30 protein-coding genes are annotated in these 24,244 nt (G+C 55.2%); all 30 read right to left on the minus strand.

Features of this window, described 5'->3' with window-relative positions:
* Nucleotides 1-27: 27 nt before the first annotated feature.
* A complete protein-coding gene (gene rpsM / locus KBY08_RS13835) occupies nt 28-384 on the minus strand; it encodes a 30S ribosomal protein S13 (RefSeq protein ID WP_002555467.1) in 357 nt (118 codons plus the stop codon).
* 130 nt (nt 385-514) lie between these two features.
* Nucleotides 515-631, minus strand: a complete 117-nt coding sequence (gene rpmJ, locus KBY08_RS13840) for a 50S ribosomal protein L36 (RefSeq protein WP_002555468.1) — start codon at nt 629-631, stop codon at nt 515-517.
* Between the two features lie 28 nt (nt 632-659).
* Nucleotides 660-1,994, minus strand: coding sequence for a preprotein translocase subunit SecY (secY, locus tag KBY08_RS13845; protein ID WP_002555469.1), 1,335 nt, complete (start codon nt 1,992-1,994; stop codon nt 660-662).
* On the minus strand, nt 1,995-2,429 hold the full coding sequence (rplO, locus tag KBY08_RS13850; protein ID WP_002555470.1) for a 50S ribosomal protein L15: 435 nt from the start codon (nt 2,427-2,429) through the stop codon (nt 1,995-1,997).
* Between the two features lie 3 nt (nt 2,430-2,432).
* The gene (gene rpmD, locus KBY08_RS13855; RefSeq protein ID WP_002555471.1) at nt 2,433-2,609 is read right to left on the minus strand and encodes a 50S ribosomal protein L30; all 177 of its coding nucleotides are present in this window, start codon (nt 2,607-2,609) and stop codon (nt 2,433-2,435) included.
* Between the two features lie 2 nt (nt 2,610-2,611).
* On the minus strand, nt 2,612-3,112 hold the full coding sequence (gene rpsE / locus KBY08_RS13860) for a 30S ribosomal protein S5 (RefSeq protein WP_003317099.1): 501 nt from the start codon (nt 3,110-3,112) through the stop codon (nt 2,612-2,614).
* 3 nt (nt 3,113-3,115) lie between these two features.
* Nucleotides 3,116-3,466 carry a 50S ribosomal protein L18 gene (gene rplR, locus KBY08_RS13865; protein ID WP_002555473.1) on the minus strand — a complete coding sequence of 117 codons (351 nt, stop codon included), beginning with the start codon at nt 3,464-3,466 and terminating at the stop codon, nt 3,116-3,118.
* Between the two features lie 10 nt (nt 3,467-3,476).
* Complete coding sequence (rplF, locus tag KBY08_RS13870) at nt 3,477-4,010, minus strand: 50S ribosomal protein L6 (RefSeq protein ID WP_002555474.1); 534 nt, start codon at nt 4,008-4,010, stop codon at nt 3,477-3,479.
* A 12-nt stretch (nt 4,011-4,022) separates the two neighbouring features.
* Entirely contained in the window at nt 4,023-4,415 is a 393-nt protein-coding gene (gene rpsH / locus KBY08_RS13875; protein WP_002555475.1) for a 30S ribosomal protein S8, read from the minus strand.
* Nucleotides 4,416-4,628: 213 nt separating this feature from the next.
* Nucleotides 4,629-4,934, minus strand: a complete 306-nt coding sequence (rpsN, locus tag KBY08_RS13880; protein ID WP_003400428.1) for a 30S ribosomal protein S14 — start codon at nt 4,932-4,934, stop codon at nt 4,629-4,631.
* 13 nt (nt 4,935-4,947) lie between these two features.
* Nucleotides 4,948-5,487, minus strand: coding sequence for a 50S ribosomal protein L5 (gene rplE, locus KBY08_RS13885; protein ID WP_002555477.1), 540 nt, complete (start codon nt 5,485-5,487; stop codon nt 4,948-4,950).
* A 20-nt stretch (nt 5,488-5,507) separates the two neighbouring features.
* On the minus strand, nt 5,508-5,822 hold the full coding sequence (gene rplX / locus KBY08_RS13890; protein WP_003317102.1) for a 50S ribosomal protein L24: 315 nt from the start codon (nt 5,820-5,822) through the stop codon (nt 5,508-5,510).
* 11 nt (nt 5,823-5,833) lie between these two features.
* Nucleotides 5,834-6,202, minus strand: coding sequence for a 50S ribosomal protein L14 (gene rplN, locus KBY08_RS13895; RefSeq protein ID WP_002555479.1), 369 nt, complete (start codon nt 6,200-6,202; stop codon nt 5,834-5,836).
* Nucleotides 6,203-6,225: 23 nt separating this feature from the next.
* Nucleotides 6,226-6,492, minus strand: coding sequence for a 30S ribosomal protein S17 (gene rpsQ / locus KBY08_RS13900; protein ID WP_002555480.1), 267 nt, complete (start codon nt 6,490-6,492; stop codon nt 6,226-6,228).
* Between the two features lie 2 nt (nt 6,493-6,494).
* Nucleotides 6,495-6,686, minus strand: coding sequence for a 50S ribosomal protein L29 (gene rpmC, locus KBY08_RS13905; protein WP_002555481.1), 192 nt, complete (start codon nt 6,684-6,686; stop codon nt 6,495-6,497).
* On the minus strand, nt 6,686-7,099 hold the full coding sequence (rplP, locus tag KBY08_RS13910; protein ID WP_002555482.1) for a 50S ribosomal protein L16: 414 nt from the start codon (nt 7,097-7,099) through the stop codon (nt 6,686-6,688). The genes rpmC and rplP overlap by 1 nt, the downstream gene beginning before the upstream one ends.
* A 12-nt stretch (nt 7,100-7,111) precedes the next feature.
* The gene (gene rpsC / locus KBY08_RS13915; RefSeq protein WP_003176422.1) at nt 7,112-7,798 is read right to left on the minus strand and encodes a 30S ribosomal protein S3; all 687 of its coding nucleotides are present in this window, start codon (nt 7,796-7,798) and stop codon (nt 7,112-7,114) included.
* A gap of 13 nt (nt 7,799-7,811) precedes the next feature.
* Nucleotides 7,812-8,144: a 50S ribosomal protein L22 gene (rplV, locus tag KBY08_RS13920; RefSeq protein WP_002555485.1), complete on the minus strand. Its 333-nt coding sequence runs from the start codon at nt 8,142-8,144 to the stop codon at nt 7,812-7,814.
* 13 nt (nt 8,145-8,157) lie between these two features.
* Nucleotides 8,158-8,433 (minus strand): 30S ribosomal protein S19, encoded by a 276-nt coding sequence (gene rpsS / locus KBY08_RS13925; protein ID WP_002555486.1) that lies wholly within the window; start codon nt 8,431-8,433, stop codon nt 8,158-8,160.
* Between the two features lie 16 nt (nt 8,434-8,449).
* Nucleotides 8,450-9,274 carry a 50S ribosomal protein L2 gene (rplB, locus tag KBY08_RS13930; protein ID WP_003317104.1) on the minus strand — a complete coding sequence of 275 codons (825 nt, stop codon included), beginning with the start codon at nt 9,272-9,274 and terminating at the stop codon, nt 8,450-8,452.
* 14 nt (nt 9,275-9,288) lie between these two features.
* Entirely contained in the window at nt 9,289-9,588 is a 300-nt protein-coding gene (rplW, locus tag KBY08_RS13935) for a 50S ribosomal protein L23 (protein ID WP_002555488.1), read from the minus strand.
* Complete coding sequence (gene rplD / locus KBY08_RS13940; protein WP_002555489.1) at nt 9,585-10,187, minus strand: 50S ribosomal protein L4; 603 nt, start codon at nt 10,185-10,187, stop codon at nt 9,585-9,587. The genes rplW and rplD overlap by 4 nt, the downstream gene beginning before the upstream one ends.
* A gap of 12 nt (nt 10,188-10,199) precedes the next feature.
* Nucleotides 10,200-10,835, minus strand: a complete 636-nt coding sequence (rplC, locus tag KBY08_RS13945) for a 50S ribosomal protein L3 (protein ID WP_002555490.1) — start codon at nt 10,833-10,835, stop codon at nt 10,200-10,202.
* Between the two features lie 81 nt (nt 10,836-10,916).
* Entirely contained in the window at nt 10,917-11,228 is a 312-nt protein-coding gene (gene rpsJ, locus KBY08_RS13950) for a 30S ribosomal protein S10 (RefSeq protein ID WP_002555491.1), read from the minus strand.
* A gap of 141 nt (nt 11,229-11,369) precedes the next feature.
* Entirely contained in the window at nt 11,370-12,563 is a 1,194-nt protein-coding gene (tuf, locus tag KBY08_RS13955; RefSeq protein WP_003344210.1) for an elongation factor Tu, read from the minus strand.
* A gap of 31 nt (nt 12,564-12,594) precedes the next feature.
* On the minus strand, nt 12,595-14,700 hold the full coding sequence (gene fusA, locus KBY08_RS13960) for an elongation factor G (RefSeq protein ID WP_003400432.1): 2,106 nt from the start codon (nt 14,698-14,700) through the stop codon (nt 12,595-12,597).
* 30 nt (nt 14,701-14,730) lie between these two features.
* Complete coding sequence (gene rpsG / locus KBY08_RS13965) at nt 14,731-15,201, minus strand: 30S ribosomal protein S7 (RefSeq protein ID WP_003400433.1); 471 nt, start codon at nt 15,199-15,201, stop codon at nt 14,731-14,733.
* A 122-nt stretch (nt 15,202-15,323) separates the two neighbouring features.
* The gene (gene rpsL, locus KBY08_RS13970; RefSeq protein WP_002555494.1) at nt 15,324-15,695 is read right to left on the minus strand and encodes a 30S ribosomal protein S12; all 372 of its coding nucleotides are present in this window, start codon (nt 15,693-15,695) and stop codon (nt 15,324-15,326) included.
* A gap of 199 nt (nt 15,696-15,894) precedes the next feature.
* The gene (gene rpoC, locus KBY08_RS13975) at nt 15,895-20,094 is read right to left on the minus strand and encodes a DNA-directed RNA polymerase subunit beta' (protein WP_003431814.1); all 4,200 of its coding nucleotides are present in this window, start codon (nt 20,092-20,094) and stop codon (nt 15,895-15,897) included.
* A gap of 64 nt (nt 20,095-20,158) precedes the next feature.
* On the minus strand, nt 20,159-24,232 hold the full coding sequence (rpoB, locus tag KBY08_RS13980; RefSeq protein ID WP_003317110.1) for a DNA-directed RNA polymerase subunit beta: 4,074 nt from the start codon (nt 24,230-24,232) through the stop codon (nt 20,159-20,161).
* Between the last annotated feature and the right edge of the window lie 12 nt (nt 24,233-24,244).

The following is a 24,244-nucleotide window of genomic DNA, read 5'->3' on the forward strand; positions in this document are numbered from 1 at the left end:
TAAATTCCTGTCGTTGCGCTGGTGCGATTACTTGCGGATCGGCTTACGCGGACCTTTGCGAGTACGCGCGTTGGTCTTGGTACGCTGACCGCGCACTGGAAGACCACGACGATGACGCAGACCGCGGTAGCAGCCCAGGTCCATCAAGCGCTTGATTTTCATGTTGATTTCGCGACGCAGGTCACCTTCAGTGGTGAACTTCGCCACTTCGCCACGCAGCTGTTCAATCTGCTCGTCGCTCAGATCTTTGATTTTCACCGCCGGATTTACGCCGGTGGTTGCACAAATTTTCTGTGCGGTGGTGCGACCAACACCATAGATGTAGGTCAACGAGATAACAGTATGCTTGTTATCTGGAATGTTAACGCCTGCAATACGGGCCATTCAGTGGGACTCCAATTGACAGCTACCTACGCCCCGGAAGCCAAGAAATAGGGCGCGAGATAATATCGCTGTAGTAACAAATAATCAACCCAGCAGCGCACTAGCTGCTGGGCTTAAGCACAAATCACAATCAGCCTTGGCGCTGCTTATGACGTGGTTCCGCGCTGCAAATTACTCGAACCACACCTTCGCGGCGGATAATCTTGCAGTTACGGCACAGCTTTTTCACCGATGCACGAACTTTCATCACCAACTCCTCGAACCTTAGGGGTGCTTCAGCGCAGCATACCGCCGCTGCCACCGTAGCCCTTCAGGTTGGCTTTCTTCATCAGGGATTCATACTGGTGCGAAACGAGGTGAGATTGCACTTGCGACATAAAGTCCATCACAACCACGACCACGATCAGCAACGAGGTCCCGCCAAGGTAGAACGGTACGTTTGCCGCGACCACCAGAAACTGGGGAAGCAGACACACGGCCGTCATATATAGAGCACCGAACATGGTCAAGCGAGTCAAAACGCCATCAATGTAGCGCGCCGACTGCTCGCCTGGACGAATACCCGGAATAAAGGCACCGGACTTCTTCAGGTTTTCCGCTACGTCTTTCGGATTGAACATCAACGCCGTATAGAAGAAGCAGAAGAAAATAATCCCTGCACTAAACAGCAGAATATTCAACGGCTGACCAGGAGCGATCGACTGCGAGATGTCCTGCAACCAGCCCAGACCTTCAGACTGACCGAACCAGGACCCCAACGAAGCCGGGAACAGCAAAATGCTGCTCGCGAAAATGGCCGGTATCACACCAGCCATGTTCACTTTCAGCGGCAAGTGGCTTGTCTGCGCAGCGAAGACCTTGCGGCCCTGCTGACGCTTGGCGTAGTGAACGGCGATTCGACGCTGACCACGCTCAATGAACACCACAAAACCGATGATCGCTACCGCCAGCAAACCGATTGCAACCAGAGCGAAGATATTGATATCACCCTGACGTGCAGACTCGAAAGACTGCCCTATTGCTCTCGGAAGACCGGCGACGATACCTGCGAAAATCAACATCGAGATACCGTTGCCGACACCGCGCTCGGTGATCTGCTCGCCCAGCCACATCATGAACATCGCACCTGCCACGAAGGTAGTTACGGCCACAAAGTGGAAACCCAGGTCCCCAGAAAACGCGACGCCCTGACTCGCCAGACCAACGGACATGCCGATAGCTTGGACCAGAGCCAGGACAACGGTGCCATAGCGGGTGTACTGGCTTATCTTGCGACGGCCAGCTTCACCTTCCTTCTTCAACTGCTCCAGCTGCGGGCTGACGGCGGTCATCAACTGCATGATGATCGATGCCGAAATGTACGGCATGATCCCCAATGCAAAGATGCTCATCCGTTCCAGCGCGCCACCGGAAAACATGTTGAACAAGCTAAGAATGGTCCCCTCATTCTGTCGAAACAGTTCTGCGAGTCGATCCGGGTTGATACCTGGAACCGGGATGTGTGCGCCTATTCGGTAGACGATAATCGCCAGGAACAGAAAACGCAGACGAGCCCAGAGTTCAGACATACCGCCTTTGCCGAGCGCTGAGAGAGCACCTTGCTTAGCCATTTATTCCTCGAACTTGCCGCCAGCTGCTTCGATAGCCGCACGCGCACCTTTGGTGGCGGCGATACCCTTGATAGTGACAGCGCGAGTAACTTCGCCCGACAGCATGATTTTCACACGCTGAACGTTCTGGTTAATCACGTTGGCATCTTTCAGGGACTGCACAGTTACGATGTCGCCTTCCACTTTAGCCAGCTCGGACAAACGCACTTCTGCGCGATCCATGGCCTTCAGGGAAACGAAACCGAATTTTGGCAGGCGACGATGCAGCGGCTGTTGGCCGCCCTCAAAGCCCGGAGCAATGGTGCCACCGGAGCGGGAGCTTTGACCTTTGTGGCCACGGCCACCGGTCTTGCCCAAACCGCTACCGATACCACGGCCCGGACGATGCTTTTCGCGACGGGAACCCGGCGCTGGACTCAGATCATTGAGTTTCATCGATTAACCCTCGACTCGCAGCATGTAGTAAGCCTTGTTGATCATCCCGCGATTTTCGGGAGTATCCAGGACTTCTACAGTGTGACCGATGCGACGCAGACCCAAACCCTTAATGCACAATCTGTGATTAGGGATGCGGCCGGTCATGCTTTTGATCAGCGTTACTTTAACGGTAGCCATGATCAGATGATCTCCTCAACACGCTTGCCACGTTTGGCAGCGATCGACTCAGGAGACTGCATGCCCTTCAAACCCTTGAACGTAGCGTGAACCACGTTTACCGGGTTAGTCGAACCGTAGCACTTGGCCAATACGTTCTGGACACCAGCAACTTCCAGCACTGCGCGCATTGCGCCGCCAGCGATGATACCGGTACCTTCAGAAGCAGGCTGCATGTACACCTTGGAGGCGCCATGGGCAGACTTCATCGCGTACTGCAGGGTAGTGCCGTTCAGATCAACCTGAATCATGTTGCGACGAGCAGCTTCCATCGCTTTCTGGATTGCAGCAGGCACTTCACGTGACTTGCCACGGCCGAAGCCAACGCGCCCTTTACCATCACCCACTACGGTCAACGCAGTGAAAGTGAAGATACGGCCGCCTTTTACGGTTTTGGCCACGCGGTTAACTTGAACCAGCTTCTCGATGTAGCCTTCGTCGCGTTTTTGGTCGTGATTTGACATAACTTAGAACTCCAGCCCGCCTTCACGAGCAGCATCAGCCAGCGCTTTGACACGGCCGTGGTACTTGAAGCCAGAACGGTCGAAAGCGACTTGCGATACACCCGCGGCTTTCGCGCGCTCGGCGACCAGCTTGCCAACCTTAGTGGCCGCGTCGATGTTGCCAGTGGCGCCATCACGCAGTTCTTTGTCCAAAGTCGAGGCGCTTGCCAGGACTTTGCTGCCGTCGGCCGAGATGACCTGGGCATAAATGTGCTGCGAAGAGCGGTGCACGCAGAGACGCACGACTTCCAGCTCGTGCATTTTCAGGCGTGCTTTGCGAGCGCGACGCAGTCGGGTAACTTTTTTGACGGTCATTTGCTATGCCCTACTTCTTCTTGGCTTCTTTACGGCGGACGACTTCGTCTGCGTAACGCACACCTTTGCCTTTGTAAGGCTCAGGACGGCGGAAGTCGCGGATCTCAGCGGCCACTTGACCAACCAACTGCTTATCGATACCGCGAATCAGGATATCGGTCTGGCTGGGGGTCTCAGCGGTGATGCCATTCGGCAATTCGTAGTCCACTGGGTGCGAGAAGCCAAGTGCAAGGTTCAGTACCGTGCCTTTTGCTTGCGCCTTGTAACCAACACCGACCAGCTGGAGCTTGCGCTCGAAGCCTTGGCTTACGCCTTGGACCATGTTGTTTACCAGTGCACGAGTGGTGCCTGCCATTGCGCGGGTTTGTTGATCGCCATTGCGAGCAGCGAAACGCAGCTCACCAGCTTCTTCAACAATCTCAACGGACGAATGGATGTTCAGTTCTAGAGTGCCCTTGGCACCCTTCACCGAAAGCAGCTGGCCGACGAGTTTGACTTCGACGCCGGATGGCAGCTTAACGGGGTTCTTAGCGACGCGTGACATGCTTACCCCCCCTTAGAACACAGTGCAAAGCACTTCGCCACCGACACCGGCAGCGCGCGCAGCACGATCCGTCATCACACCTTTACTGGTGGAGACGATAGACACACCAAGACCGCCACGAACTTTCGGCAGGTCATCGGAGGACTTGTACTGACGCAAGCCTGGGCGGCTGACGCGCTTAACCTCTTCGATGACCGGACGGCCTTCGAAGTACTTAAGCTCGATGGACAGCGAGGATTTAACTTCGCTGCTGATCTGATAACCCGCAATGTAGCCTTCGTCCTTCAGGACTTTTGCTACAGCAACCTTCAACGTGGAAGATGGCATGCTTACGACGGGCTTTTCAGCCATCTGGGCATTACGGATACGAGTTAGCATGTCCGCTAACGGGTCCTGCATACTCATGGGCTAGACGCTCCTAAACAAAATAATTAGCCTTGCGGCTACAGCTTGATCGCCGAGAACTTCCGGGCAAGTAAAAACACGGGCTCAGGCGAGCCGGCAATTCTAGTCCTACGCCGGAAATGAATCAAGCCCCAAAAGGGGCTTGATTCAAATTCAGGCTCCATCCCGACCGGTGACTTGCGTAACCGGCAGGAGGGCGCGAGAGGTGTCGCCTTACCAGCTGGCTTTGACCAGACCTGGTACGTCGCCACGCATGGCTGCTTCACGCAGCTTGTTACGGCCGAGGCCGAACTTGCGGTAGACGCCGTGTGGACGACCAGTGATGCGGCAACGGTTACGCATGCGCGCAGCGCTTGCGTCACGTGGTTGCTTCTGCAGGGCTACGGTAGCTTCCCAACGCGCTTCTGGACTTGCGTTCAGATCGACGATGATAGCTTTCAGCTCTGCACGCTTCTTGGCGTACTTGGCAACAGTGAGCTGACGCTTCAGCTCACGGTTTTTCATGCTCATCTTGGCCATTGTCCTACTCCAATCAGTTGCGGAACGGGAATTTGAAAGCACGCAGCAATGCGCGACCTTCATCATCGTTCTTGGCAGTGGTGGTCAGGGTGATGTCCAGACCGCGAAGAGCATCGATCTTGTCGTAGTCAATTTCCGGGAAAATGATCTGCTCTTTGACGCCCATGCTGTAGTTACCACGACCATCGAAGGACTTGGCATTCAGGCCGCGGAAGTCGCGAACCCGAGGCAGGGAGATCGACAGCAGACGATCCAGGAATTCGTACATACGATCGCGGCGCAGAGTCACTTTGACACCGATCGGCCAACCTTCACGGACTTTAAAGCCAGCGATGGATTTCCGAGCGTAAGTCACAACGACTTTTTGACCGGTGATCTTTTCCAGGTCAGCAACAGCGTGCTCGATGACTTTCTTGTCGCCGATCGCTTCGCCCAGACCCATGTTCAGGGTGATTTTGGTAACGCGCGGAACTTCCATCACGTTCGAAAGCTTAAGTTCTTCCTTAAGTTTCGGAGCGATTTCCTTCCGGTAAATCTCTTTTAGTCGTGCCATGGTCTTCTACCTAGCAGTGTTCAAGCATCAACCGCTTTTTGGGTCGACTTGAAGACACGAATTTTCTTGCCGTCTTCAACTTTGAAACCAACGCGGTCAGCCTTGTTGGTTGCGCCGTTGAAAATGGCGACGTTGGAAGCGTGCATTGGCGCTTCTTTCTCGACGATACCGCCCTGTACGCCCGACATCGGGTTTGGCTTGGTATGACGCTTCACCAAGTTGATCCCACCAACGACCAAACGGTCGTCAGCGAGAACCTTGAGCACCTTACCGCGCTTACCTTTGTCTTTGCCGGCGATCACGATGATCTCGTCGTCACGACGAATCTTTTGCATGTCGGATCTCCTTAGAGCACTTCTGGGGCGAGCGAGACGATCTTCATGAACTTCTCAGTACGAAGTTCACGGGTCACTGGCCCAAAGATACGGGTACCGATCGGCTCTTGCTTGTTGTTCAACAGAACAGCAGCGTTGCCATCGAAGCGGATGATGGAGCCGTCTGCACGACGAACACCGTGGCGAGTGCGGACTACAACTGCAGTCATCACCTGGCCTTTCTTCACCTTGCCGCGAGGAATTGCTTCCTTGACGGTTACTTTGATGATGTCACCGATACCAGCGTAACGACGATGGGAGCCACCCAGCACCTTGATGCACATAACGCGGCGTGCGCCGCTGTTATCGGCCACATCGAGCATGGATTGAGTCTGAATCATATAATTTCTCCGACCCCTAGCCCTTAGACTTCCACAGCGCGTTCGAGGATATCAACCAACGCCCAAGACTTGGTCTTGGCTACCGGACGAGTTTCACGAATAGTGACCTTGTCGCCGATATGGCATTGATTGGTTTCGTCGTGCGCGTGCAGCTTAGTCGAACGCTTAACGTATTTACCGTAGATCGGGTGCTTTACGCGACGCTCGATCAGAACGGTGATGGTCTTGTCCATCTTGTCGCTGACAACACGGCCAGTCAGCGTACGGACAGTTTTTTCGGCTTCAGCCATGATTACTTACCTGCCTGCTGGTTGAGCACAGTTTTCACGCGAGCGATGTCACGCTTAACTTGCGAGAGCAGATGAGACTGCCCCAACTGGCCAGTTGCCTTCTGCATACGCAGATTGAACTGGTCGCGCAGCAGGCCGAGCAGTTGCTCGTTCAGCTGCTGTGCTGATTTTTCACGAAGTTCATTCGCTTTCATCACATCACCGTCCGCTTAACAAAGGAGGTGGCGAGCGGCAGCTTTGCAGCAGCCAGGGCGAAAGCCTCACGCGCCAGCTCTTCAGTAACACCCTCGATTTCATACAGGACTTTGCCTGGCTGAATCTGGGCAACCCAGTACTCCACGTTACCCTTACCTTTACCCATCCGAACTTCGAGTGGCTTTTTGGTTACAGGCTTGTCCGGGAACACACGGATCCAGATCTTGCCGCCACGTTTAACGTGACGGGTCAGAGCACGACGCGCTGACTCGATCTGACGAGCGGTGAGACGACCACGAGCTACAGACTTCAGCGCGAACTCGCCGAAGCTGACTTTGCTACCGCGCAGTGCCAGACCACGGTTGTGGCCGGTCATCTGCTTGCGGAACTTCGTACGCTTTGGTTGCAACATTTGGCGTACCCCTTACTTAGCAGCTTTTTTACGAGGCGCTGGTGCTTGTGGTTTCAGTTCTTCTTGGCGACCACCAATTACTTCGCCTTTGAAGATCCAAACCTTTACACCGATCACACCGTAAGTGGTGTGAGCTTCGTAGTTGGCATAGTCGATGTCGGCACGCAGGGTGTGCAGTGGCACACGACCTTCGCGATACCATTCAGTACGTGCGATTTCAGCACCGCCGAGACGACCGCTCACTTGGATTTTGATGCCTTTGGCACCAATGCGCATGGCGTTCTGAACAGCGCGCTTCATAGCGCGACGGAACATTACGCGACGCTCCAGCTGCTGAGCTACGCTCTGCGCAACCAGCATACCGTCGAGCTCCGGCTTACGGATCTCTTCGATATTGATGTGCACAGGCACACCCATTTGCTTGGTCAGGTCCTGACGCAGTTTCTCAACATCTTCACCTTTCTTCCCGATAACGATACCTGGACGAGCGGTGTGGATGGTGATACGTGCTGTCTGAGCCGGACGATGGATATCGATACGGCTGACGGACGCGCTTTTTAATTTGTCTTGGAGGTACTCACGCACTTTCAGATCAGCGAACAAATAGTCCGCATAAGTCCGACCGTCTGCGTACCAGACGGAGGTGTGCTCCTTGACGATTCCCAGGCGAATGCCAATGGGATGTACTTTCTGACCCATCTCTTCGACTCCGTTACTTGTCAGCAACCTTGACAGTGATATGGCAAGACCGCTTGACGATGCGATCAGCACGGCCTTTAGCACGTGGCATGATGCGCTTCAGCGAACGCCCTTCGTTGACGAAAACGGTGGAGACCTTGAGGTCATCAACGTCTGCGCCTTCGTTATGCTCGGCGTTGGCTACAGCCGACTCCAGCACTTTCTTCAGGATCTCGGCGGCTTTCTTACTGCTGAAAGCCAACAGGTTGAGCGCTTCGCCCACCTTCTTCCCGCGGATCTGGTCGGCGACCAAGCGGGCTTTCTGGGCGGAGATTCGAGCGCCCGACAACTTAGCGGCTACTTCCATCGTTCCTTACCCCTTAACGCTTGGCTTTCTTGTCTGCCACGTGCCCACGATATGTGCGGGTACCGGCAAACTCGCCTAGTTTATGGCCGACCATGTCTTCGTTCACGAGAACTGGAACATGTTGGCGACCGTTATGCACTGCAATGGTCAAACCGACCATTTGTGGCAGGATCATCGAACGACGCGACCAGGTCTTAACTGGTTTGCGATCGTTCTTTTCCGCCGCCACTTCGATCTTCTTCAGTAGGTGAAGATCAATAAAAGGACCTTTTTTCAGAGAACGTGGCACTGTCGTATCCCTCTATTTACTTGCGACGACGGACGATCATTTTGTCGGTACGCTTATTACCACGAGTCTTCGCGCCCTTAGTCGGGAAGCCCCACGGCGATACCGGATGACGACCACCAGAGGTACGACCTTCACCACCACCATGTGGGTGGTCAACCGGGTTCATGGCAACACCACGAACGGTTGGGCGAACGCCACGCCAGCGTTTGGCACCCGCTTTACCCAGCGAACGAAGGCTGTGCTCGGAGTTCGAGACTTCGCCCAGCGTTGCACGGCACTCAGACAGTACTTTACGCATTTCACCGGAGCGAAGACGCAGGGTCACGTACACACCTTCACGAGCGATCAGCTGTGCCGAGGCACCAGCGGAACGAGCGATCTGTGCGCCTTTGCCTGGCTTCAGTTCGATGCCGTGTACGGTGCTACCAACTGGAATGTTGCGCAGTTGAAGAGCGTTGCCCGGCTTGATTGGTGCCAGAGCACCTGCAATCAGCTGGTCGCCAGCACTCACGCCTTTAGGGGCGATGATGTAGCGGCGCTCGCCGTCTGCGTAAAGCAGCAGAGCAATGTGAGCAGTACGGTTTGGATCGTATTCGATACGCTCGACGGTGGCAGCGATGCCATCCTTGTCGTTGCGACGGAAGTCGACCAGACGATAATGCTGTTTATGGCCACCACCGATATGACGGGTAGTAATACGACCATTGTTGTTACGACCACCAGACTTCGATTTTTTCTCGAGCAGCGGTGCGTGAGGAGCGCCTTTATGCAGCTCCTGGTTGACCACCTTGACCACAAAACGGCGGCCAGGGGAAGTCGGTTTGCATTTAACGATTGCCATGATGCACCCCTTCCTTACTCAGCACTGCTGCTGAAATCGAGATCTTGGCCTGGCTGAAGGGAGATAACCGCCTTCTTCCAGTCATTACGCTTGCCCAGACCGCGAGCAGTGCGCTTGCTCTTACCCAGAACATTCAGGGTAGTAACACGCTCTACTTTCACGCTGAACAGGCTTTCGACGGCCTTCTTGATTTCCAGCTTGGTTGCGTCAGTAGCAACCTTGAAAACGAACTGACCTTTTTTGTCTGCAAGAACCGTAGCCTTCTCGGAAACGTGCGGGCCAAGCAGAACTTTAAATACGCGTTCCTGGTTCATCCCAGCAGCTCCTCGAATTTCTTCACGGCCGACACAGTGATCAACACTTTGTCGTATGCGATCAGACTAACTGGATCGGAACCTTGAACGTCACGTACATCAACGTGCGGCAGGTTACGAGCAGCCAGGTACAGATTCTGGTCAACAGCGTCAGACACGATCAGGACGTCAGTCAGGCCCATGCCAGTCAGCTTGTTCAGCAAATCTTTGGTTTTCGGTGCTTCAACAGCGAAGTCCTGAACCACGACCAGACGATCAGTACGAACCAGTTCAGCAAGGATGGAGCGCAGAGCAGCGCGATACATCTTCTTGTTGAGCTTCTGAGTATGATCCTGAGGACGAGCTGCGAAAGTGGTACCGCCGCCACGCCAGATTGGGCTACGGATAGTACCGGCACGAGCACGGCCAGTACCTTTCTGACGCCAAGGGCGCTTACCGCCACCACGAACGTCGGAACGGGTCTTCTGCTGCTTGCTACCCTGACGACCGCCAGCCATGTAGGCCACGACTGCCTGGTGAACCAGCGTCTCGTTGAATTCGCCGCCAAATGTCAGTTCGGAAACTTCGATTGCCTGAGCGTCATTTACATTTAATTGCATGTCAGCTTCCCCTTAACCGCGAGCCTTGGCTGCCGGACGTACAACCAGGTTGCCGCCAGTAGCGCCAGGAACAGCACCCTTGACCAACAACAGATTGCGTTCAGCGTCCACGCGCACTACTTCCAGGGACTGCACGGTCACGCGCTCAGCGCCCATATGACCGGACATTTTTTTGCCCTTGAATACACGACCAGGAGTCTGGCACTGGCCGATAGAGCCTGGGACGCGGTGGGAGACGGAGTTACCGTGGGTATTGTCTTGACCACGGAAATTCCAACGCTTGATCGTACCCTGGAAGCCTTTACCCTTGGACTGACCGGTTACATCAACCAGTTGACCAGCGGCGAAGATTTCAGCGTTGATCTGATCGCCAGCCTGGTAGTCGCCTTCTTCAAGACGGAATTCCATGACGGTACGACCGGCGGCAACGTTCGCTTTGGCGAAGTGGCCAGCCTGAGCGGCTGTAACACGCGAAGCGCGACGCTCGCCGACAGTGACTTGCACTGCACGATAGCCATCGGTTTCTTCGGTTTTGAACTGAGTGACGCGATTCGGCTCGATCTCAATGACCGTGACCGGAATGGAGACACCTTCTTCGGTGAAAATACGGGTCATACCGCATTTACGACCGACTACACCAATAGTCATGTTGTAAACCTCATGAGTGTACGGGGCTTTCACCCGCTATGGCCGCCCATTTCAGAGCGTTACACGACTAAGACCCAAGTCTTAGCCGAGGCTGATCTGAACTTCCACACCGGCCGCAAGATCAAGCTTCATAAGCGCATCAACGGTTTTTTCCGTTGGCTGGACAATGTCCAGAACACGCTTGTGAGTACGGATCTCATACTGATCGCGCGCGTCTTTGTTGACGTGCGGAGAAACCAGGACGGTGAACCGCTCTTTACGAGTCGGCAGTGGAATCGGACCACGCACCTGTGCACCAGTACGTTTCGCGGTTTCCACGATTTCCTGGGTTGATTGGTCGATCAGGCGATGGTCAAAAGCCTTCAACCTGATACGGATTTGCTGGTTTTGCATTGGATTCAGACTCCAGATTGCTGTTCCCACCGAGCGCAATACGCCCGTTAAAAGGAGGCGCAATTCTATAGACGACCTAACAAGGTGTCAACCCAATAAAAAAGCCCCCGCAGTGCGGGGGCTCTTTTTGGGACTCAACGCTTAAGCGATGATTTTGGCTACGACGCCAGCGCCGACGGTACGACCGCCTTCACGGATTGCGAAACGCAGACCATCTTCCATTGCGATTGGCTTGATCAGGGTAACGGAAACTTTAACGTTATCACCTGGCATAACCATTTCTACGCCTTCCGGCAGTTCGCAGCTACCAGTTACGTCGGTAGTACGGAAGTAGAACTGTGGACGGTAGCCCTTGAAGAACGGAGTGTGACGACCGCCTTCTTCTTTGCTCAGAACGTAGATTTCAGCTTCGAACTGAGTGTGCGGCTTGACGCTGCCTGGCTTGACCAGAACCTGGCCACGCTCAACGTCGTCACGCTTGGTACCGCGCAGCAGAACGCCGCAGTTCTCGCCAGCACGACCTTCGTCGAGCAGTTTGCGGAACATTTCAACACCGGTGCAGGTGGTGACGGTAGTGTCACGCAGACCAACGATTTCCAGTGGATCCTGAACCTTGACGATACCGCGCTCAATACGACCAGTCACAACAGTACCGCGACCGGAGATCGAGAATACGTCTTCGATCGGCATCAGGAAAGGCTTGTCGGTAACACGAACTGGTTCTGGGATGTAGGAGTCCAGTGTTTCAACCAGTTTACGAACGGCAGTGGTGCCCATTTCGTTGTCGTCTTTACCTTCCAGAGCCATACGAGCAGAACCGATGATGATCGGAGTGTCGTCGCCTGGGAAGTCGTAAGTGCTCAGCAGATCGCGCACTTCCATCTCGACCAGTTCCAGCAGCTCAGCGTCGTCTACCAGGTCAGCCTTGTTCAGGAAGACCACGATGTACGGAACGCCAACCTGACGGGACAGCAGGATGTGCTCACGGGTTTGTGGCATCGGACCATCAGCGGCCGAACAAACCAGAATCGCGCCGTCCATCTGGGCAGCACCAGTGATCATGTTCTTCACGTAGTCAGCGTGACCTGGGCAGTCAACGTGAGCATAGTGACGGATCAACGATTTGTATTCGACGTGCGCGGTGTTGATGGTGATACCACGAGCCTTTTCTTCCGGTGCGCTGTCGATCTTGTCGAATTCAACAGCAGCCGAACCGAAAACTTCGGAGCAGACGCGAGTCAGAGCAGCGGTCAGCGTGGTTTTACCATGGTCAACGTGACCAATGGTGCCAACGTTGACGTGCGGGAGGGAACGATCAAATTTTTCTTTAGCCACGACAAATAACTCCTAGCCTAAAGGCGCTGAATCAGCCTTGTTTTTTGGTTACAGTTTCGACGATGTGCGACGGAGCTGTATTGTATTTTTTGAATTCCATAGAGTAGCTTGCGCGACCCTGAGACATGGAGCGAACGTCGGTCGCATAACCGAACATCTCACCCAACGGAACCTCGGCACGAATTACCTTGCCGGAAACCGTATCTTCCATACCCAGAATCATGCCGCGACGGCGGTTAAGGTCGCCCATCACGTCACCCATATAGTCTTCAGGCGTAACAACCTCTACTGCCATGATCGGCTCAAGCAGCTCACCACCGCCCTTCTGGGCCAGTTGCTTGGTCGCCATGGAAGCAGCCACCTTAAACGCCATCTCGTTCGAGTCGACGTCATGGTAGGAACCATCAAACACGGTAGCCTTCAGGCCGATCAGCGGATAACCGGCAACAACGCCGTTCTTCATCTGCTCTTCGATACCCTTCTGGATAGCCGGGATGTATTCCTTGGGAACAACACCACCTACCACTTCGTTTACGAATTGCAGACCTTCCTGACCTTCGTCAGCAGGTGCAAAACGGATCCAGCAATGACCGAACTGGCCACGACCGCCGGATTGACGAACGAACTTGCCTTCGATTTCACAATTCTTCGTGATGCGCTCACGATAGGAAACCTGAGGCTTGCCGATGTTGGCTTCGACGTTGAACTCACGGCGCATCCGGTCAACCAGGATGTCCAGGTGGAGCTCGCCCATGCCCGAGATGATCGTTTGACCAGTCTCTTCATCAGTTTTGACGCGGAAAGACGGGTCTTCCTGAGCAAGCTTGCCCAGTGCGATACCCATTTTTTCCTGGTCATCCTTGGTCTTTGGCTCAACGGCAACCGAAATAACCGGCTCCGGGAAGTCCATACGAACCAGGATGATTGGCTTGTCAGCGTTGCACAAGGTTTCACCAGTGGTGACGTCCTTCATGCCGATCAAGGCCGCGATGTCACCAGCGCGTACTTCCTTGATTTCTTCACGGGCGTTTGCGTGCATCTGCACCATACGACCCACACGCTCTTTCTTGCCCTTGACCGAGTTGATCACGCCGTCGCCGGATGCCAACACGCCCGAGTAAACGCGGACGAATGTCAAGGTACCCACGAATGGGTCGGTAGCGATCTTGAACGCCAGAGCCGAGAACGGCTCGTTGTCGTCTGCATGACGCTCCATCAGAACTTCTTCGTTATCAGGATCGGAACCCTTGATAGCTGGAATGTCAGTTGGAGCAGGCAGGTAATCGATCACGGCATCGAGAACCAGGGGAACACCCTTGTTCTTGAAGGAAGAACCGCAAACAGCAAGAACGATCTCACCAGCGATAGTACGCTGACGCAGAGCATCCTTGATTTCCTTGTTGGTGAGTTCTTCACCTTCGAGGTACTTGTTCATCAGCTCTTCGTTGGCTTCAGCAGCAGCCTCAACCATGTTACTGCGCCATTCGTCAGCCAGTTCCTGCAATTCAGCAGGGATGGGCTTGCGAACTGGAACCATGCCCTTGTCGGCATCATTCCAGTAGACCGCCTCCATGGACATCAGATCGATCTGACCCTGGAAGTTGTCTTCGGCACCAATGGCCAGCTGGATCGGCACCGGGGTGTGACCCAGGCGCTGCTTGATCTGAGCAATTACGCGCAGAAAGTTCGCACCAGCACGGTCCATCTTGTTCACGTAAACGATACGCGGAACACCGTACTTGTTGGCTTGACGCCATACGGTTTCGGACTGCGGCTCTACGCCAGAAGTGCCACAGAACACAACGACCGCGCCGTCGAGTACACGCAGGGAACGTTCAACTTCAATGGTGAAGTCTACGTGGCCCGGGGTGTCAATGACGTTGAAGCGGTATTGGTCTTTGTGTTGCTTCTCGGAACCCTGCCAGAAGGCAGTAATAGCAGCAGAAGTAATGGTAATACCACGCTCCTGCTCCTGAACCATCCAGTCCGTGGTCGCGGCGCCATCATGCACCTCGCCCATTTTGTGGCTTTTGCCGGTGTAAAAAAGGACGCGCTCGGTGGTGGTGGTTTTACCAGCATCCACGTGAGCGACGATACCAATGTTACGGTAGCGGCCAATCGGAGTAGTACGAGCCATAAAGCCCTCGCAAAATTAGTGACGCTGAAATTAGAAGCGGTAGTGCGAGAAAGCCTTGTTGGCTTCAGCCATACGGTGCACGTCTTCACGCTTCTTGACTGCAGCACCTTTACCTTCGGCGGCGTCCATCAGTTCGCCGGCCAAACGCAGAGCCATAGACTTCTCACCGCGCTTGCGCGCGAAGTCTACCAGCCAGCGCATTGCCAGAGCATTACGACGGGACGGACGAACTTCAACAGGAACCTGGTAAGTAGCACCGCCTACACGGCGCGACTTTACTTCGACCAGCGGAGCGATGGCGTCGAGAGCTTTCTCGAAGATTTCCAGGGGATCGCTGTTCTTGCGTTCTTTAACCTTTTCCAGCGCGCCATAAACGATACGCTCGGCAACGGCTTTCTTGCCGCTTTCCATCACGTGGTTCATGAACTTGGCCAGAATCTGGCTACCGTATTTTGGATCGTCAAGCACATCGCGCTTGGCTGCTACGCGTCTTCTTGGCATGGATAAGCCCTCAAACGGTCTTCAGGTTAGCTCGGGACCACCATCCAGTTAGGAATGCGCCCGACCTTACTCTTATCGACTCAGAAAAATAGAAATCTGCAATTTCAAACAGAGGCCAAAGACTACTTAGGCTTCTTGGTACCGTATTTCGAGCGACCCTGGTTACGACCTTTAACGCCGGAAGTATCCAGAGAACCACGAACGGTGTGGTAACGAACACCTGGCAAGTCTTTTACACGACCGCCACGGATCAGTACCACGCTGTGTTCTTGCAGGTTGTGACCTTCACCACCGATGTACGAGGAAACCTCGAAACCGTTGGTCAGGCGCACACGGCAGACTTTACGCAATGCCGAGTTAGGTTTTTTCGGCGTGGTGGTATACACACGAGTGCACACACCGCGACGTTGCGGGCAGTTCTGCAGCGCAGGTACGTCGGATTTCTCGACGATACGCTTACGCGGCTGACGTACCAGCTGGTTGATAGTTGCCATCTACTAGCTCCACTGTTGTCTTGCGACGCTATTGTCTTACAAGAAAAGCAAATGACAGGGCACAGGCCCCGCCAAATTTAGGGGTACAAGAGTCTAAAGAGGATCCCGCCCCCAGTCAAGACAAAGCCCCGACGTCCTCACCGGGCAAACAACACGAAAACGTGCTGTCTGCCAGGTGAAAAATGCCGAGGCTCTGGTCTCAATTACCGCTGGAGTTCAACGCTTCCGTCAGAGCCGCTTCTACTTCGCTCGCGCTGACACGGGTCGGTTTGTCCATTTCACGACGACGCTTGCGCTCGCTGTGATAAGCCAGACCGGTACCGGCCGGGATCAGACGACCCACGACCACGTTTTCCTTCAGGCCGCGCAGGTAATCGCGCTTGCCGGTCACAGCCGCTTCGGTCAGTACGCGGGTTGTCTCCTGGAAGGAGGCCGCGGAGATGAACGACTCGGTAGACAGCGATGCCTTGGTGATACCCAGCAACACGCGAGTGAACTTGGAAACAAACTTGTCTTCCGTGCTCAGACGCTCGTTTTCTACCAGTACGTGAGTCAGCTCCATCTGGTCGCCCTTGATGAAACTGGAATCGCCAGACTCGGCAATTTCAACCTTACGCAGCATCTGACGCAGAATCGTCTCGATGTGCTTGTCGTTGATCTTCACGCCTTGCAGACGGTATACGTCCTGAATCTCGTTGACGATGTACTTGGCCAGCGCACTCACACCCAGCAGACGCAGGATGTCGTGTGGATCGCTCGGGCCGTCGGAGATAACTTCGCCGCGGTTCACTTGCTCGCCTTCGAAGACGTTCAGGTGACGCCACTTCGGAATCAGCTCCTCGTACGGATCGCTACCGTCGTTCGGGGTGATGACCAGACGGCGCTTGCCTTTGGTCTCTTTACCGAATGCGATGGTACCGCTGACTTCTGCAAGGATCGACGCCTCTTTCGGACGACGCGCTTCGAACAGGTCGGCAACACGCGGCAAACCACCGGTGATGTCACGAGTCTTCGACGTTTCCTGCGGAATACGAGCGATAACATCACCGATCGCGATCTGCGCACCGTCAGCAACACCAACAAGGGCGTTAGCCGGCAGGAAGTACTGGGCCGGTACGTCAGTACCTGGCAGCAGCAGATCCTTGCCATCCAGACCAACCATCTTCACAGCAGGACGGATGTCCTTGCCGGCAGCCGGGCGATCTTTGGCGTCGAGCACTTCAATGTTGGTCATACCGGTCAATTCGTCTGTCTGACGCTTGATCGTGATGCCTTCTTCCATGCCTACGTAGGTAACAGTACCTTTCATCTCGGTGACGATTGGGTGAGTGTGCGGATCCCACTTGGCCACGATAGAGCCAGCGTCGACCTTGTCGCCTTCCTTCACCGAAATCACTGCACCGTATGGCAGCTTGTAACGCTCACGCTCACGACCGAAGTCATCTGCGATTGCCAGTTCACCGGAGCGGGATACCGCAACCAGGTGACCGTCAACACGCTCGACGTGCTTCAGGTTGTGCAGGCGGACAGTACCGCCATTCTTCACCTGAACGCTATCGGCTGCCGAGGTCCGGCTTGCCGCACCACCGATGTGGAACGTACGCATTGTCAGCTGGGTACCCGGCTCACCGATCGACTGTGCAGCGATTACGCCGACAGCTTCACCGATGTTGACCTGGTGACCGCGTGCCAGGTCGCGACCGTAGCACTTGGCGCAGATGCCATAGCGGGTTTCACAGCTGATTGGCGAACGAACGATTACTTCGTCGATGCTGTTCAGCTCGATGAACTCGACCCACTTCTCGTCTACCAGCGTGCCAGCAGGGACGATGACATCTTCCGTGCCCGGCTTGAATACGTCACGGGCAATGACTCGACCCAATACGCGCTCACCCAGCGGCTCTACAACGTCACCGCCTTCAATGTGCGGAGTCATCAGCAGACCGTGCTCGGTACCGCAATCAACCTCGGTAACCACCAGATCCTGAGCGACGTCTACCAGACGGCGTGTCAGATAACCGGAGTTAGCGGTTTTCAACGCGGTATCCGCAAGACCCTTACGAGCACCGTGAGTAGAGATGAAGTACTGAAGTACGCTCAAACCTTCACGGAAGTTCGCAGTGATCGGCGTTTCGATGATGGAGCCGTCAGGCTTGGCCATCAGACCACGCATACCGGCCAGCTGACGGATCTGGGCAGCAGAACCACGCGCCCCGGAGTCAGCCATCATGTACATCGAGTTGAAGGATTCCTGATCAACTTCGACGCCGTGACGGTCGATAACGCGTTCTTTGGACAGGTTCGACATCATCGCTTTCGAGACTTCGTCGTTCGCCTTGGACCAAAGGTCGATTACCTTGTTGTACTTCTCGCCCTGGGTTACCAGGCCGGAGGCGTACTGACTTTCGATCTCTTTAACTTCTTCGGTGGCCGCGTCGATGATGCGAGCTTTTTCATCAGGGATAACGAAGTCGTTAACGCCGATGGAAACACCCGAAATGGTCGAGTAGGCAAAACCGGTGTACATCAACTGGTCAGCGAAAATAACGGTCTCTTTCAGGCCGACCACGCGATAGCACTGGTTGATCAGCTTGGAGATCGCTTTCTTCTTCATTGGCTGGTTGACGACGTCGTAGGACAGGCCGGCCGGAACCACCTGGAACAGCAGCGCACGGCCGACAGTGGTGTCGACGATACGGGTGTTCTTGACGCTGCCACCATCACGGTCGTTGACCGTTTCGTGGATACGCACCTTGACCTTGGCGTGCAGAGCCGCTTCGCCGGCGCGGAATACGCGGTCGACTTCCTGCAGGTCCGCAAATACACGACCTTCGCCCTTGGCGTTGATCGCTTCGCGAGTCATGTAGTACAGACCCAGTACAACGTCCTGCGAAGGAACGATGATTGGCTCACCGTTGGCTGGCGACAGAATGTTGTTGGTCGACATCATCAGCGCGCGCGCTTCGAGCTGAGCTTCCAGCGTCAGAGGCACGTGAACGGCCATCTGGTCACCGTCGAAGTCGGCGTTGTACGCAGCACAAACCAATGGGTGCAGCTGAATGGCCTTACCTTCGATCAGTACCGGTTCAAACGCCTGGATGCCCAGACGGTGAAGTGTCGGCGCACGGTTCAGAAGCACCGGGTGTTCGCGAATCACCTCAGCGAGAACGTCCCAGACCTCTGGCAGCTCGCGCTCGACCATCTTCTTGGCAGCTTTGATGGTCGTAGCCAGGCCACGCATTTCCAGCTTGCCGAAAATGAACGGCTTGAACAGCTCGAGAGCCATCTTCTTCGGCAGACCGCACTGGTGCAGACGCAGAGTCGGACCTACGGTAATTACCGAACGACCCGAGTAGTCAACACGCTTACCGAGCAAGTTCTGACGGAAACGACCCTGCTTACCCTTGATCATGTCAGCCAGGGATTTCAGAGGACGCTTGTTCGAACCCGTGATCGCGCGACCGCGACGACCGTTGTCGAGCAGTGCATCGACCGCTTCCTGCAGCATGCGCTTTTCGTTGCGCACGATGATATCGGGAGCGGACAGATCCAGCAGGCGCTTCAGACGGTTGTTACGGTTGATCACTCGACGATACAGATCGTTGAGGTCGGACGTCGCGAAACGGCCACCGTCAAGCGGAACCAGAGGACGCAGATCTGGCGGCAGAACCGGCAGAACGGTCAGCACCATCCACTCAGGAAGGTTGCCGGAACCCTGGAAGGCTTCCATCAATTTCAGACGCTTGGACAGCTTCTTGATTTTGGTCTCGGAATTGGTTTGCGGAATTTCTTCACGCAGACGGCCAATTTCGTGCTCCAGATCAATAGCGTGCAGCAGCTCGCGGACAGCCTCGGCACCCATGCGGGCGTCGAAGTCGTCACCGAACTCTTCGAGCGCTTCGAAGTACTGCTCGTCGTTCAGCAGCTGACCTTTTTCAAGGGTGGTCATGCCTGGATCGATAACGACATAGCTCTCGAAGTAGAGAACACGTTCGATATCACGCAGGGTCATGTCCATCAGCAAACCGATACGGGACGGCAGCGATTTCAGGAACCAGATGTGGGCAACCGGCGAAGCCAGTTCGATGTGAGCCATGCGCTCGCGACGAACCTTGGCCAGTGCTACTTCAACACCGCACTTTTCGCAGATGACACCGCGGTGCTTCAGGCGCTTGTACTTACCGCACAGGCACTCGTAATCTTTTACCGGGCCAAAGATCTTGGCGCAGAACAGACCGTCACGCTCAGGCTTGAACGTACGGTAGTTGATGGTTTCCGGCTTTTTAACTTCACCGAACGACCAAGAGCGGATCATCTCAGGCGATGCAAGTCCGATACGGATTGCGTCGAACTCTTCGACTTGACCCTGGTTTTTCAGCAAATTCAGTAGGTCTTTCAAGGCTTTTCCTCCTGGCGGAGCAGGGAGCAGGCAATACCGCCCTGCCCCCGATTCGCGTCACGTGTTATTCGGTTTCCAGATCGATATCGATACCGAGCGAACGGATTTCTTTGATCAACACGTTGAAAGACTCGGGCATGCCCGGCTCCATACGGTGATCGCCGTCCACGATGTTTTTGTACATCTTGGTACGACCGTTCACATCGTCCGACTTCACTGTGAGCATTTCCTGCAGAGTGTACGCCGCGCCGTATGCTTCCAGCGCCCACACTTCCATCTCCCCGAAACGCTGACCACCGAACTGTGCCTTACCACCCAGCGGCTGCTGGGTAACCAGGCTGTACGAACCAGTGGAACGCGCGTGCATCTTGTCGTCCACCAAGTGGTTCAGCTTCAGCATGTACATGTAGCCAACCGTTACAGCACGTTCAAACTTGTTGCCGGTACGACCGTCGAACAGCTGCATCTGGCCGCTTTCCGGCATATCTGCCAGCTTGAGCATTGCCTTGATTTCGCTTTCCTTGGCACCGTCGAAAACCGGGGTAGCCATCGGTACGCCGTTACGCAGGTTCTTCGCGAGGTCCAGAATCTCGTTGTCGGTGAGGTCTTCCAGAGATTCCTGACGACCGCCGATTTCGTTATAGATCTCGTTGAGGAACTTGCGCAGCTCAGCAACTTTACGCTGCTCTTCGAGCATGCGGTTGATCTTCTCGCCCAGACCTTTGGCCGCGAGGCCCAGGTGGGTTTCGAGAATCTGACCAACGTTCATACGCGAAGGTACGCCCAGCGGGTTGAGGACGATATCAACCGGCGTGCCATTGGCATCGTGCGGCATGTCTTCAACCGGCATGATCACAGAGACCACACCCTTGTTACCGTGACGACCGGCCATCTTGTCGCCCGGCTGGATGCGGCGACGGATTGCCAGGTAGACCTTGACGATTTTCAGAACGCCTGGAGCCAGGTCATCGCCCTGCTGCAGTTTGCGTTTCTTGTCTTCGAACTTGTCATCCAGAAGACGGCGACGATCAACGATGTAAGCCTGAGCTTTTTCGAGCTGCTCGTTGAGAGCATCTTCAGCCATGCGCAGCTTGAACCACTGACCATGCTCAAGACCATCGAGCACTTCGTTGGTGATTTCCTGGCCCTTCTTGAGGCCAGCGCCGCCTTCAGCTACACGACCCACCAGCGCAGAGCGCAGACGTTCGAAAGTAGCGCCTTCGACAATACGGAACTCTTCGTTCAGATCCTTGCGGATCTCGTCGAGTTGCGACTTCTCGATGGACAGGGCACGCGCATCACGCTCGACACCATCACGGGTGAAGACCTGAACGTCAATGACAGTACCTTTGGTACCGGTTGGTACGCGCAGGGAGGTGTCTTTAACGTCGCTGGCCTTCTCACCGAAGATCGCGCGCAACAGTTTTTCTTCCGGAGTCAGCTGGGTCTCGCCTTTCGGAGTGACCTTACCGACCAGGATGTCGCCGGCGCCGACTTCGGCACCTACATAAACGATACCCGCTTCGTCCAGCTTGTTCAGAGCCGCTTCACCCACGTTAGGGATGTCAGCTGTGATTTCCTCTGGCCCAAGCTTGGTATCACGCGCCACACAGGTCAGTTCCTGAATGTGGATCGTGGTGAAACGGTCTTCCTGAACAACACGCTCAGAAAGACAGATGGAGTCTTCGAAGTTGAAACCGTTCCAGGCCATGAACGCGATGCGCATGTTCTGACCCAGCGCCAGTTCACCCATATCGGTGGACGGGCCGTCGGCCATGATGTCGCTACGCTGAACACGGTCACCCTTGCTGACCAGCGGACGCTGGTTGATGCAGGTGTTCTGGTTCGAACGGGTGTATTTGGTCAGGTTGTAGATGTCTACACCCGCCTCACCTGTTTCAACTTCATCATCGGCAACGCGAACAACGATACGGCTGGCGTCAACCGAGTCGATCACACCACCGCGACGAGCCACGACGCAAACGCCGGAGTCGCGAGCAACGTTGCGCTCCATGCCAGTACCTACCAGCGGCTTGTCGGCGCGCAGAGTAGGAACAGCCTGACGCTGCATGTTCGAACCCATCAACGCACGGTTGGCGTCATCGTGCTCGAGGAACGGAATCAGCGATGCAGCTACCGAGACAACCTGCTTGGGCGAAACGTCCATCAGGGTGACATCGGCTGGCGCCTTGACGGTGAATTCGTTCAAGTGACGCACAGCAACCAGTTCGTCGATCAGCTCTTGCTTGTCGTTCATTGCGGCCGAAGCCTGGGCAATGACGTGGTCCGCTTCTTCGATCGCTGAAAGGAACACGATCTCTTCGGTGACCAGACCTTCCTTGACCACACGGTACGGGCTCTCGAGGAAGCCGTACTGGTTGGTGCGGGCATAGGCCGCCAGGGAGTTGATCAGACCGATGTTCGGACCTTCAGGCGTCTCGATCGGGCACACACGGCCGTAGTGAGTCGGGTGAACGTCTCGAACTTCAAAGCCGGCGCGCTCACGCGTCAGACCGCCAGGGCCGAGTGCGGAAACACGACGCTTGTGCGTGATCTCGGACAGCGGGTTGTTCTGGTCCATGAACTGGGAAAGCTGGCTGGAACCGAAGAACTCCTTGACCGCCGCCGCAACAGGTTTGGCGTTGATCAGGTCCTGAGGCATCAGGCCTTCGCTTTCTGCCATGGACAGACGCTCTTTGACAGCGCGCTCGACACGGACCAGACCAACACGGAACTGGTTCTCGGCCATCTCGCCTACGCAACGAACGCGACGGTTACCGAGGTGGTCGATGTCATCGACGATGCCTTTGCCGTTACGGATATCAACGAGGGTCTTGAGGACCGCTACGATGTCTTCCTTGCACAGCACGCCCGAACCTTCGATTTCGGTACGACCGATACGACGGTTGAACTTCATACGACCTACAGCGGACAGGTCATAACGCTCAGGGCTGAAGAACAGGTTGTTGAACAGTGTTTCAGCGGCATCCTTGGTTGGCGGCTCGCCAGGACGCATCATGCGATAGATCTCGACCAGCGCTTCCAGTTGGTTGCTGGTGGAGTCGATCTTCAGTGTGTCGGAGACGAACGGACCACAATCGATGTCGTTGGTGTACAACGTTTCGATACGAACAACCTGAGCCTTGGCGATCTTGGCCAGGATTTCAGTGTTCAGCTCGGTGTTGCACTCGGCAATGATCTCACCGGTTGCCGGATGCACGATGACCTTGGCTGTAGTGCGACCCAGGACGTAGTCCAGAGGCACTTCCAGCTCTTTGATCCCGGCCTTTTCCAGCTGGTTGATGTGACGGGCAGTGATACGACGACCCTGCTCGACAATGACCTTGCCCTTGTCGTCCAGGATGTCCAGAACGGCAATTTCACCACGCAGGCGCTGAGGCACCAGTTCCAGGCTCAGGTTTTCACCGCGCACATGGAATACGTTGGTGGTGTAGAACGCATCGAGCACTTGCTCGGTGGTGTAACCCAGAGCGCGCAGAAGTACGGACGCAGGTAGCTTGCGACGACGGTCGATACGGACGAATACGCAGTCTTTCGGATCGAACTCGAAGTCCAGCCACGAACCGCGGTAAGGAATGATACGAGCGGAGTACAGCAGCTTACCGGAGCTGTGCGTCTTGCCACGGTCGTGGTCGAAGAATACGCCAGGCGAACGGTGAAGCTGAGACACGATAACGCGCTCGGTGCCGTTGATTACAAAGGTACCGTTCTCAGTCATCAGGGGGATTTCACCCATGTAGACTTCTTGCTCTTTGATGTCCTTGATCGCTTTGTTCGACGATTCTTTGTCGAAAATGATCAGACGGACCTTGACTCGCAGAGGTACTGCGTAAGTCACACCGCGCAGCACGCATTCCTTGACATCAAATGCCGGTTCGCCCAAGCGATAACCTACATACTCCAGCGCAGCATTGCCGGAGTAGCTGATGATCGGGAAAACGGATTTGAAGGCTGCATGCAGACCGACGTCGCGGAACTGATCTTTGGTCGCTCCCGCCTGCAGGAATTCGCGATACGAATCCAGCTGGATGGCCAAGAGATACGGCACATCCATTACGTCCGGCAACTTGCTAAAGTCCTTGCGGATACGTTTTTTCTCAGTATATGAGTAAGCCATCAGCGTTCCCCA

Origin of the sequence: Pseudomonas sp. P135 (assembly GCF_020312125.1) — a bacterium.
Taxonomy (GTDB): Bacteria; Pseudomonadota; Gammaproteobacteria; order Pseudomonadales; family Pseudomonadaceae; genus Aquipseudomonas; species Aquipseudomonas fragariae.